The 11,722-nt window shown below is 60.9% G+C and carries 13 protein-coding genes; all 13 read left to right on the top strand.

Annotated elements, in window-relative coordinates; translation table 11 throughout:
- Positions 1 to 17 precede the first annotated feature (17 nt).
- Positions 18 to 914 carry a hypothetical protein gene (locus H6B51_RS04860; RefSeq protein WP_204882618.1) on the top strand — a complete coding sequence of 299 codons (897 nt, stop codon included), beginning with the start codon at positions 18 to 20 and terminating at the stop codon, positions 912 to 914.
- A 63-nt stretch (positions 915 to 977) separates the two neighbouring features.
- Positions 978 to 2,006 (top strand): hypothetical protein, encoded by a 1,029-nt coding sequence (locus H6B51_RS04865; protein WP_204882619.1) that lies wholly within the window; start codon positions 978 to 980, stop codon positions 2,004 to 2,006.
- A 28-nt stretch (positions 2,007 to 2,034) separates the two neighbouring features.
- On the top strand, positions 2,035 to 3,132 hold the full coding sequence (locus H6B51_RS04870) for a transglutaminase domain-containing protein (protein WP_204882620.1): 1,098 nt from the start codon (positions 2,035 to 2,037) through the stop codon (positions 3,130 to 3,132).
- A 75-nt stretch (positions 3,133 to 3,207) separates the two neighbouring features.
- Positions 3,208 to 3,540 carry a hypothetical protein gene (locus tag H6B51_RS04875; RefSeq protein ID WP_204882621.1) on the top strand — a complete coding sequence of 111 codons (333 nt, stop codon included), beginning with the start codon at positions 3,208 to 3,210 and terminating at the stop codon, positions 3,538 to 3,540.
- 83 nt (positions 3,541 to 3,623) lie between these two features.
- Positions 3,624 to 4,526 (top strand): hypothetical protein, encoded by a 903-nt coding sequence (locus H6B51_RS04880; RefSeq protein WP_204882622.1) that lies wholly within the window; start codon positions 3,624 to 3,626, stop codon positions 4,524 to 4,526.
- Positions 4,527 to 4,624: 98 nt separating this feature from the next.
- Positions 4,625 to 5,863, top strand: coding sequence for a hypothetical protein (locus tag H6B51_RS04885; RefSeq protein ID WP_204882623.1), 1,239 nt, complete (start codon positions 4,625 to 4,627; stop codon positions 5,861 to 5,863).
- A 73-nt stretch (positions 5,864 to 5,936) separates the two neighbouring features.
- Positions 5,937 to 6,488, top strand: coding sequence for a LemA family protein (locus H6B51_RS04890; protein ID WP_204882624.1), 552 nt, complete (start codon positions 5,937 to 5,939; stop codon positions 6,486 to 6,488).
- Positions 6,489 to 6,549: 61 nt separating this feature from the next.
- Positions 6,550 to 7,458 (top strand): DUF3137 domain-containing protein, encoded by a 909-nt coding sequence (locus tag H6B51_RS04895; protein ID WP_204882625.1) that lies wholly within the window; start codon positions 6,550 to 6,552, stop codon positions 7,456 to 7,458.
- A gap of 109 nt (positions 7,459 to 7,567) precedes the next feature.
- A complete protein-coding gene (locus H6B51_RS04900) occupies positions 7,568 to 8,140 on the top strand; it encodes a hypothetical protein (RefSeq protein WP_204882626.1) in 573 nt (190 codons plus the stop codon).
- Positions 8,119 to 8,538, top strand: a complete 420-nt coding sequence (locus H6B51_RS04905) for a DUF3137 domain-containing protein (protein WP_204882627.1) — start codon at positions 8,119 to 8,121, stop codon at positions 8,536 to 8,538. Before H6B51_RS04900 ends, H6B51_RS04905 begins: the two co-directional genes overlap by 22 nt.
- Before the next feature lie 37 nt (positions 8,539 to 8,575).
- The gene (locus H6B51_RS04910) at positions 8,576 to 9,820 is read left to right on the top strand and encodes a DUF3137 domain-containing protein (protein ID WP_204882628.1); all 1,245 of its coding nucleotides are present in this window, start codon (positions 8,576 to 8,578) and stop codon (positions 9,818 to 9,820) included.
- On the top strand, positions 9,817 to 10,869 hold the full coding sequence (locus tag H6B51_RS04915) for a DUF3137 domain-containing protein (protein ID WP_204882629.1): 1,053 nt from the start codon (positions 9,817 to 9,819) through the stop codon (positions 10,867 to 10,869). The genes H6B51_RS04910 and H6B51_RS04915 overlap by 4 nt, the downstream gene beginning before the upstream one ends.
- 83 nt (positions 10,870 to 10,952) lie before the next feature.
- The coding region (locus H6B51_RS04920) for a DUF3137 domain-containing protein (protein ID WP_204882630.1) at positions 10,953 to 11,722 on the top strand (770 nt) is incomplete at its 3' end.

The following is an 11,722-nucleotide window of genomic DNA, read 5'->3' on the forward strand; positions in this document are numbered from 1 at the left end:
GTCAGAGAGGAAAGCGTATGAAACGAAAGAAATTATCTGTACTGACGGCTTGCCTGGCCTTGCTGCTGGGCCTGCTGGCCGGCTGCGGCGGAGGCGATGACGCCGAGATCACCGCCGAGGATTTCTACGGCTGCTGGGAGTATGAAGCGTATGACCTTTGGCTGGTCGTCCATGAGGACGAGGCCTACGACTGGATCAGCCCGACGGACACCTCCTCAGGGACATACACCGTGGAGGATGGGGAACTGGTGCTGGACAACAGCATGCGCTACACCCAGGACGGGAAGGGCGGCCTGGTGGACAGTGACGGCGATGCCCTGTTCGCCTCGGAGTTGCCCGACACCTGGGACGACGAGGAGGGGCTCGGGGTGCCCGACTACGAGCCGGAGGTCAACGCCGAGGACTTCTATGGCGTGTGGGAGTACGCCAACCAGGATGTGTGGCTGTACATCCAGGGCGGCGGCACCTATGAGTGGATCAGTGAGTACAGCAGTCTCAGTGCCGGCTACTACATGGACGGCGTGGAGCTGTACCTGGACGGTCTGGGCTTGACTGTTTCTCTGGACGGGGAGGGCAACCTAATCGACAGCGACGGCGAACTGCTGTTTCCCTCGGAACTGCCCGACTTCTACTACGAATGGGACGACGAAGAGGACTACAGCCCCACCGTCACCGCCGAGGACTTCTACGGCTGCTGGGAGTACACCGACACCTACACCTGGGTATGCATCTACGGCGACGGCACCTATGAGTGGTACGACTCGGACGGGCTGGATGTCATGGGCAATTACTACATGTCCGGCGACGAGCTGTGCCTGGAGGACAGCGCGATGACCTTTGCTCTGGACGGCTCCGGCGGCCTGGTGGACAGCTTTGGAGACACCCTGTTCCTCTCCGAGCTGCCCGAGTGGTGATGGCCGCGGCCGGAGGAGATTTTCCCGGATACATCAGATAGATTTCTTAGGAGGAATGTGGATATGAAGCTGAGAAAGATCGGCGCGCTGTTTCTGAGCCTGGCTATGGCGCTCTCCCTGCTGGCCGGCTGCGGCGGCGGGAGCGAAAGCGAGAGCGAGGGCGAGGAGGATGGCCGGGGCGATGTGATCGAGAGCGACCCGGGGGACACCCTGGATGAACCGGAAGTCAACTTCGAGGACTTTGTCGGCTGCTGGGAGTACTGGGATTATGATATCTGGCTGTATGTCTACGGCGACGGCACCTATGAGATGTACAACGCGGACGGCGACAGCACCTCTGGCAGTTACACGCCGGAGGGCACGGAAATCGTTCTGGACAGCGGCGAGCGTTTTGCCCTGGACAGGGACGGCGGCCTCATCGACGGGGAGGGCGACGGGCTCTTTGCCTCGGAACTGCCCGACTTCACTCCGAACTACTACTTCGACGAGTATGAGATCGGGATCAACTACGAGCTGGGCCAGGGGAATGCCACGCTGGAGGACGGCGCCTACTACTTTGAGATGAATACCGATGGCCAATACTACAATGTGGGCCCGCTGGTGTGCTCCGTGGATCTGGAGAGCGAGAGGGATCTGGGCAACGGCTATGTGGAGCGGATCGTCACCCTCTACCGGGGCTTTACCGAGGAGGACATCCCCATGTTTACCATCGGCGTTTCCATGGGTGCCTCGTACCTGTTCTACGACTACTACACCGGCGTTCTCCTGCCGGACAACGACAACTTCGAGACCAGCGACGGGAGCTACTACTTCGCGTTCGACACCCCCGAGGGGGCGGTGGAACTGGACATCGGCGTGGAGAGCAGCCGGCGGAACGACGTGGAGGGCTACCGCAACATCTATGCCGAAACCATCACCATCACGGCCCCCGACTGGTATGACGGACTGGTTTTGTCGGTCCCCACCCAGGCGGACACCTATGACGGGGTGAACGCGAGAGGCGAGGCCTTCGCTGCGCTGGACGACTATTATCCCGCCCTGGATCTGCCCTGGGATGCGGAAAGCGCCCTGAACTGCCTGGTTCTCTGGTGAGGCGGAGCGGGAAAGGAGGCGCAAGCCTATGAGAGGGAAAAAGTGCCTGCTATCCCTGCTTCTGTGTCTGGCCCTGCTCTCCGGCTGCGGCGGCACCGGGACGGGAGGAGAGAGTTCATCCCAGCCGACCTCTGCTCCAGAGATCTCCGCCCCATCGGTCTCCGACCCGGAGACCGGCGACGGACAGGAGGATGCCGGGAGCGCCGAGCCCCAGCCGGAGCAGTACCCCGAGGCCATGCCGGAGGACTTTGAGCTGGCGGTGGAGGATGTGCCGGAGCTGGTGCCAGACCTGCTGGGCATCCGGGAGCTGATCTATGAGGAGGAGCCCCTGTTTGCCAGCCAGGAGGAGGTGGCGGTCTACGCCCTTTGGAACCTGCTGTGGGGCCGCACGGAATTTGAGTGCCGCCTGACCCGGGAGTTGGCCCCCAGCGACGGGGCGGGGCACGTGGTGCTGGACAGCGCCTGCACCGCCGCTATGTCCTACTACCTGTTCAGCGCCTATCACACCTGGGACATGTACATCCAGGAGGACGGCGACCCGGACAGCGTCTTCGCCCGGGTGGAGCTGCGGTACGAGCACCCGGAGTGGGATCTGGAGGCCAGGGCCGAGGCCCTGGAGTATGTGATGAAGAATCCGGCGCCCATCGGCGGCTTTGCAAGCTATGAGAGCGAGATGGAGTACGCCAGAGAGATCCACGACTATGTGGCCTGCCAGGTGACCTATGACCCCATGGGCTACGACCCCAACGATATGCTCTATTCCTCCAGATATGACTCTCTGCAGGAGGCCTACAACGTGCTGGGAGAGGGACAGGAGACGGCGGTCTGCGCCGCCTACGCCCGGGCCTTCGCCCTTATCGCCCACTACGCCGGCATCAACTGTGCCTGGGTGTGGGGCAACGAGACGGAGGAGAGCAGCCACGCCTGGAACGTGATCTACCCCTGCGACGGCAGCGAGCCGGTGCTGGTGGACGTGACCTGGGATGACAACATGAGCTGGGATGAACCGGGCCAGACTGAGGTGAGCGGCGCCTACTTCTACCTGCCCCTGTCCACGGAGATGGAGCATCAGGCCGACGCAAATATGGACGCGTTCCTGCGCTTTGTCAATGAGGGGGTGGGATGACGACCAAAGGAGTCCCCGCGAAGCGGATGAACATATATGACCTGCAAAAAAATTAGACAAAAAGGAGGAATCACCATGAAAAAGAAATTGAGTCTTGTTCTCGGCACGATCCTGGCCCTCTCCCTGTGTCTGCTGACCGCCTGCGGCGGCGACGACCCCGCACCCGAGGGCGCCTATGACAACGACGAACTTGAGATGAGTATGGTATTCTTTGAAGACGGCACCTGTGAGGTTTCCGACTATTATGACTCGGCGGAGTGCGAGTTCAAGATGGACGGCGACGAGCTGACCATCGAGATGGACGGCATGGAAGTGACGGGCACCTATGACGCGGACGAGGACACCTTTACCATAGACGACAACGACGGCGAGTTCTACTCTGTGGGCGAGGCGTTCTACACGCCCTGACCGCAGATCTTGCTGGGGCGGCGGAAACCGCCCCAGCAAGGCGATACACGGGATATATTCTGAACAAGGAAGGAGAAGCACAGATGAAAAAGAAACTTTATAGTGTGTTTGTCATGGTGCTGAGCCTGGTCCTCTCCCTGAGCCTGCTGAGCGGCTGCGGCGGCAAGGAGTCCGTCAGCCTGGTTGGCGGCTGGGACAGCGACGACTATGAGCTGAGCCTGGTGTTCTATGAGGACGGCACCATGGAGATGTCCGAATCCCTCGGCTACGACACGATGAACTATGAATGGGACGGCGAGACCCTGACGGTGGATTACGGCGGCGAGATCCTGGAGGGATTCCTGAATGATGACGGCAGCCTGGTGCTGGACGGTGATGTTGTCTTTGTCCGGGTGGAGGAGATCAGTTACTATCCATCCGAAGACAGCGAGCCCATCCCCTTTGACATGACCGACACCGCATGGGATGCGGGGGGCATCATCTACAACTTCTACTCCGACGGCACCCTGATCATCGACGGGGAGTACCTTGGCAATTACGACTGGGACGGCTATTCCGGCACGCTCTACATCGACGGCAGTTCTACCTCGATCTCTTACGACGGGGAGGATCTCTACATTGCGGGCGAAGACGGCGAGCTTTACCTGATGGACTACTACAGCGCGGCCGACTATGACCTGTATGACGGGATGGCCGGCGGTGATGATAACGGCGACGAGGATGACGGCGGCGAGGAGCTGGCCGGCGCCTACGACAACGACGATGAGGAGATGAGCATCGTCTTCTACTCCGACGGCACTGTCGTCATGTCCGATTTCGAGTTCTCGGATGAGGGTACCTACACGGTGGACGGCGACTATATCCTGATGGAGTTTGAGGGTCAGTTCCCCTATGAGGCCTACTACGACTCCAGCGACGACAGCTTCCAGGTAGACGGCCTGGACGGATGGTTCTACTACGTCGACGAAGCCTGGTACACTCCCTGAACTATGAACCTCACCGTGGGCGGCTTTTGCCGCCCACGACAAACATGACGGATCGCGGCGCTTTATGTGCTCTCGTTTTAAGAAGGAGGAGAAATGAGATGAAAGGCAAACTGAGAATAACGCTGAGCCTGGCTCTGGCTCTGCTGCTGGCTCTGTGCCTTCTCACCGCCTGCGGAGACACCGGCAGCGACAAAGCAAGCGACAGCGGTGGAGACCTCGCCGACGACGACGGCGTAGTGGGCCTGTGGGAGAGCGAGGAGTGGGGCGGCATCTGCCTGGAACTGCTCGATGACGGCACCGGCACGATCTATACCTACAGCGACATGGGCGATCTCACCTATGAGTGGGACGGCAAGACCCTGACCCTCATAACCGTGGACGAGGACGACGGTGAACTCGAGGAGACCACCGGCGAGCTGCAGGCGGACGGCTCCATCGGCATCATGGGTCTGGGATATTTCTTCCCGGTGGAGGAGCGCTCCTACGGCCCCGACATGGCGGGCAGCAGCTTCATGGAGGCCGGCGGCATGGAGGGCGAGCTGGAGGGGGACTGGATCCACAGCAGCGGCAACCGCATGCTGACCTTTGACGGCAGCGGCTCCGTAACCTTCCAGGAGACGTATGAGGGCGGCAGCTCTTCCAGCTCCTCCGGCTGGTACAGCTATGACGGCCAGACCGTGACCGTCGATACGTCGGCGGGGATCGCCGAGGGCTATATCGACAGTATGGGTGACCTGATCATTGAGATCGATGGCGAGGGCGGCTGGTACAGCCCGGGGGACAGCTCCCAACTGACCTATCCCGACATCACCGGCCCGGAGGCGGAGATGGTGGGCCAGTGGGCGAACAGCTCCACCGGCGACTCCGTGGAGTTCACCAGCGACGGCTCCGTGGTGTACGCCATCGGCGGCAGTTTCGGCGTTGCCTCCCGCTTCACCTTTGACGGGGAGACGGTGACCTTCAGCGACTACACGGGCTATATCGACGGCGACGGCGACCTGATTGTGGAGGGCCTGGACGGCTGGTTCAGCCGCACCGAATCCTCCAGCAGCGGGGGCGAGAGCGACTCCGGCGATTCCAGTTACTCCCTGGGCGGCGCCTATGACAACGACGATGCGGAGGTCAGCATCGTATTCTACAGCGACGGCACCGTCACCATCTCTGACTACAATACCGCCCAGGACGGCATCTATACAGTGGACGGCAGCTACGTCTGGCTGGAAATGGAGGGCACGGTTCAATATGAGGGCTACTACGACCCCTTCGCTGACATTTTCACGCTGGACGGCCTGGACGGCGAGTTCTACGCGGTAGACGATCCCTGGTACACACCCTAACGGCTGATCCCGCGGGGGCGGCAACCGCCGCCCCCGCGCAGCCATACAAAGAGATAAAGCGGGAGGGAATGCTGTGTTTTTCTTTACATTTGATCTGTTCACCCTGCTCATCGGCGGGGCCATCGTCCTGGCAGTCCTCTGGGTTATCAGCACCATCAACGGCTTCAAGCGCCGGGAGATCAAGATTGAGGAGGCCCTGTCGGGCATCGAGGTGGCGCTGACCAAGCGCTATGATATGCTCACCAAGCTGCTGGACACCGCCAAGGGCTTCATGGAGCACGAGAGCGACCTGTTCAGCCGGGTCATTGCCCTGCGCCACGGCATGAGCGTGGGGGAGATGGGCAAGGCCGACCGGGAGATGAGCGAGCTCACCGGCCGCCTGTTCGCCGTGGCGGAGAACTACCCCGAACTGCGCTCCAGCGAGGTGTTCCTGGAACTGCAGCGGGGCATCCGGGACGCGGAGGAGCATCTCCAGGCCGCCCGGCGGCTCTATAACGCCAACGTCAGCAGCTACAACATCGCCATCGCCATGTTCCCCGCCAAGCTCCTGGCCAAGGGCCACAGCCCCAAGGAGTTCTATGACGCGGATGATGAGAAGCGCGGCGACGTGAAAATGCAGTTTTGAGGCTGTCCGATTCCCGAACCTCTGACCGGTGATCGGGGAGCGCGGGAAAGGAGCGTGGAATATGACAACAAAATATGGATCTGCTCAGGAGATTGACCAGCGGCTGCAGAAACTGGGCCGGCAGGGCCGGCTGGGGGGCAAACTGCTCGGGATAGGCCTTCTGATGGTGTTTGGCACTGCTATTTTGTACTCTGTTTTGGTGATGCTGGCCACGGACCTGCTGGAGAGTTTCGGTGCCATGTTCTTCGTGCCGGTGCCGGTCGGCTTTCTCATGATCATAATTGGCGCCGTGATCACGTCCAAAACCGGCCGTGAGCGCTCCCAAATTCAGGACGCTTACATCCCGATCGCCCTCGATCAGGCCATGGACCGGGTGGACCAGTTCTGGGGCGCGACCCTGGATGAGCGCTATTTCAAGGAAGAGCTGGGCCTGCCCATGTTTGATGAGTGCAGCCAGTCCAGCTATTTGAAAGGGGTGCTTCGGGGCATCCCCTTGGAGATGAGCTGCTTCGTGCTGAAAAAGGAGACCACCAAGGATGACGACAACCAGCCAAACTATGAGATCGCCTTCAGCGGACTTATGATCGTCTGCCGCCACACCATGGAGCTGAAGGAGGAGGGTTTTGCCTTCACCCAGTTCACCCGCTTCCTGGGCGGTATGAAGACCGAGAGCGAGGCGTTCAACAAGGCCTTCTCCATCTACGCCGAGGGCGGACTGGATGTGTTCCGCCTGCTGACTCCCCAGTACATGGAGCATCTGGTCTCCCTGCCCGAGGCCCGGGAAAAGGAGCTGGGCGTGCGCCTTTGCCAGGACGGCACCCTGCTGATCGTGCTGGAGCACCGGAGGATCATCGTGGATAACGACGACATCACCACCGGGAGCGGCATGGTGGAGTACATGGCAGATCACATCCGGGGCATCGCGGACACCATTGACTCCCTGGAGCTGCCCATCCAGCGGGAGGCCTAGGACTTCAGCCGGCAGGATACAAAAAGGAGTGAGACAGATGACCGGAACAGCGAAGGTGTCCCGTGCCATGGATCGAAAACATGCGGGGCGATTCTGGGGAAGCCTCTGTATGCAATGGGCGATCTTTTGCTGCCTGACCCTTGCGCTGTTGCTGCTGGCCGGCTGCAGTGGAAGGAACGAAAATGAGAAAAGCGGCGGGGTGAGACCGGACGGCAACGGAATACTGGGCGGCGGCGCGGAGGAGGACGGCGGCGGCGCCGAGGACTTCTATGGCTGCTGGGAATATGCGGATTGGGACTACTGGCTGACGGTCTATGATGACGGCACCTACACGCTGCTGGATGGGGCCGGCGACGGCGTCACCGGCGGCTACTACATGGAGGACGGCACCCTGTGTCTGGACGACGGCAGTTTCTGTTTCACCCTGGACGGGGCGGGCGGCCTGGTGGACAGCGACGGCGACGCCCTGTTCCGCTCCAGCCCGCCTGATACGGCTGAGGACTCTAACGGCTGGGAGGATCCGGATGACTGGGAGGAGCCCAGCGGTTGGGAGGATCCGGACATTCAGCAACTTGGGGCCGGGGCGGAGGAATTTTATGGCTGCTGGGAGTACCAGTATGCAGACGAGTGGCTCTATGTCCGGGATGACGGCACCTATATGTGGTACGACGCGGACGGATAGTCTGTCAGCATAACCTCGATTTGCAGGACGATTTCAGCATCTCCCAGTACACAACGTATATCGGAGGGAACGCCGTCCGCACCGAAAGCGAGGCGTTCAACAAGGCGTATTCCATCCGCGGAAATGACGGGCACAGCATCTTCTATCTGCTCACCCCGCACTACATGGAAAAGCTGCTGGCCCTCTCGGATGAGATCGGCAAGCGCCTCGCCATGCAATTCCGGAGAGACGGCAAGCTGCTGCTTTGCATCAGCGGCCTGGATTTGTTTGAGGTGCAGGAGGCCGGTTCCGCGGCCGAGCTTCAAAAGCAAATCGAAGGGGAGATGGATTTCCTCGGGAAGATACTGGAAACGCTGGAGGTTCCCACCCAGGAACAGTTGGAGGCCAAAAGAAGGTGAACCTACTCCGGTTCCGAAAGAAAGGAGGAGAAGGAAGATGGGTGAGAGACAGACAGGGCCCACAGACCGGGAGATGAAGAAGCTGATGGGGATGAAACGCACCGCCCGCTGGAGCCGGGCGGCGATGATCGCGAGCATTGTTTTGCTGTTTGGCTTTCCGATCCTGTGCAGCGCTTTGAGAATAGATATTCCGGGCCTCGTGTTCGTCGCCCTGTTTCTGCTGATGTTCCTGATGCTCATAGTGAGTGAGATCACGAAGGGGCGGGCCAAGAAGAAACAGGCGGCTATGGGGGTGTCCCGCACCCCCGACGAGCTGGAGGCGGATCGGAAGAAGGCGGAGAAGGTGAGCCGGTTGGCCGCCTCGCCGGAGGCGGTGGACCGCCGGCTGGCCCGGCTGGCCGGGCTGAACCGATTCTGCCAGTGGAACCTCCGCGCGGGGGTGGCCGGCATGCTGCTGGCCGCCGTGGCGGCCCTGATCCACCAGTTTGTGACGGAGCTGCCGATCCCCCTGGTCGTGGTCCTAGCCATCGTCACCTCTATATTCATCGTGGTGGGCGTGCTCGGCAGCTTGTGGGTGAAGAAAAAGCAGAAGGACCTGTCCCTCCACTACACCCCAAAGGTGCTGGAGGCCGTGCTGGACCGGGTGGATCTGTACGATCACAGGGGCAGCGTGGACCACGGCTATCTGTGGGAGGACTTCAGCTACCCCGGGCGGGAGTGGGTGGGCCCCTGCGGCGACCATGTGAAGGGCGTGCTGAAGGGGATGCCCATCGAGTTCAGCGAGTTCTGTTTCCAGTATGAAACTGTGGAGCGGGACAAGGACGGCAAAACGACCAGAGAGGTCCACACCTCCTTCAGCGGCATGATGGTAATCAGCCGCCACGGCTTCCGGCTGAATAACAAGGTCACCCTGACCCAGTTCTCCCACTTTCACCATGCCCTGGGGACGGAGAGCGTGGACTTCAACAGCGCCTGGTCCATCAGGGAGGATGCGGGGCAGGACGCCTTCTACATCCTCACCCCCCACTACATGGAGGAACTGATAGCGCTGGACCAGGACAAGTGGATGAAAATGGGCATCCAGTTCCGGCCCGACGGCACATTGCTGATCGTGATGCAGGATGTGGACTTCTTCGAGGTGGATGAGGCCAAGAGCACGGAGGAGCTGAAGGAGAAACTGAAAAACGAGCTTTTGGGCCTGGCGGACACCATGGAGCGGATCGGCGCCGTCACTCTGGAGGAGATAGCGGCGCAGCAGGAGGAAGGTGAAGGGGCGACATGAAAAAACGAAAACAGACATCAGAGGAGTACACAGGCCCCCGCTGCCCCAAGTGCCGTGCGCCCCTGCCCGCCGGCGCCAGCCGCTGCACCCGGTGCAACACCCTGCTGGATCCGGATACCGGCCAGGTGCGCGACAAGCTCACCGAGGCGGATATGGTGGAGCTGGTGGACGCCAGCCGGCGGGCACGGACGAAGGGCATCGTCAAGACCGTGATCGGCATCCTGATCATGCTCCTGGCCCTTCTGCTGACAGAAGATAAGGAAGGCGGCTTACTCTACAGCGCGGGGGTCATCGTCGCCGTCATCGGGGGCGGGTTCCTGTGCGTCGGGCTTATCACCCTGAAGGGGTACAAGGGGCACATCAAGGAGCAGCTCAGCCGCTCAGTGGTGCCCCAGGTACTCTCGGAGATCTTCGATGATGTGGAGTACGACGCCTACCGGCATATCTCCCCCGAGGTAATCCACGCCAGCGGCGCCTTCCCATTCGCCTATGACAAGGTCAGCGGCGGCGACTATATCAAGGCCAGCTACCGGGGCGTGGGCCTGGAACTGTGCGACCTAATGCTGGAGGAGGAGGTCCGGACGACCAGCACCGACAGCGACGGCAACAGCACCAGCGACACCAGCAACAGGATCGTGTTCGTGGGCCAGTGGCTCATTCTGGACTTCCACAAGGAGCTGTCCGCCGACCTGGGGGTTTTTGAAGGCCTGCGGAAGCAGTATGACCAGATTGAGACGGAGAACGCTGAGTTCAACAAGCGGTACGGCATCTCCTGCGACAGCGTCCACGACGCCTTCTACATCCTCACCCCCAACATGATGGAGCACATCATGGCCATGGACCGGCGGGCGGGGGGCAAGGTCTATCTCCGCTTCCTGCGGGAGGGAAAGATCCATGTGGCGGTACACTCCCGCCGGGATCACTTCGAGGTGGGCAACCTGAATGACGCCGATCTGGCCACCCTGCAGCTGAAGTTCCGCAGTGAGGTGCGCTATGTCACAGAACTCATCGACGCCCTGCTGGCGGTGGACACCTTGTATAAGCAGTAGAAAGACGGCAGTCCGGCTGATGCGATGGGGCCGCAGCCCGGCGGCAAACAGCGGAAGGCACAACAGAAAGGCAGGAAGGTACTTTGCGTGATAAAAACGGGATGGCCCCTACAAATCAGGTGGAACAGGATCTGGAGCAGCGGCTCGAGAAGGTCAGGAGGAACAGCAAGACGGGCGTGGTTTTCATGGTGGCCGGCGGCGGCGCCACTATGCTGAGCCAGCGGCTGATGGCTCAGGAGGGCGTGTTCATCGTTCTGGGGCTGGTGGCCATGCTCGCCGGCTGGCTGGTTTTGGGGATCGGCATTGCGGCCCAGTACAGCGCCCGGAGGGAAATGCGAAACTATCTGGGCGGGGCGGTGATCCCGCCGGTGCTCTCCCAGGTGTTTGAGGAACTGGAGTATGAGAAGAACGGATACATCGACGGCGGCCTGATCAAGAGCGTCGATATGCCCTTCCCCTTCCGGTTTGACGACGTGATCGGCAGCGACCATGTGCGGGGCACATACCGGGGCGTCCATGTGGAACTGAGCGACATCCGGCTGGAGACGGTGTTCGCCTACACCGTGACCGACGACGACGGCAACACGCAAACAAAGGAACGGCGCAATACGGTGTTCCAGGGCCAGTGGATCATTCTGGACTTTCACAAGGAACTGTCCGCCGACCTGTGCGTGTTTGAGGGCGGGCGGAAGCGCTCCGGTCAGATCGAAACGGAGAACGCCGCCTTCAATGAGAAATTCGGCATCTCCTGCGACAGCGCCCACGACGCCTTTTACATCCTCACCCCCCACATGATGGAGCACATTTTGACGATGGATCAACGGGCGGGAGGCGACATCTACCTCCGCTTCCT

It is taken from the genome of Pseudoflavonifractor phocaeensis, from assembly GCF_016901955.1.
Lineage (GTDB): Bacteria > Bacillota > Clostridia > Oscillospirales > Oscillospiraceae > Flavonifractor > Flavonifractor phocaeensis_A.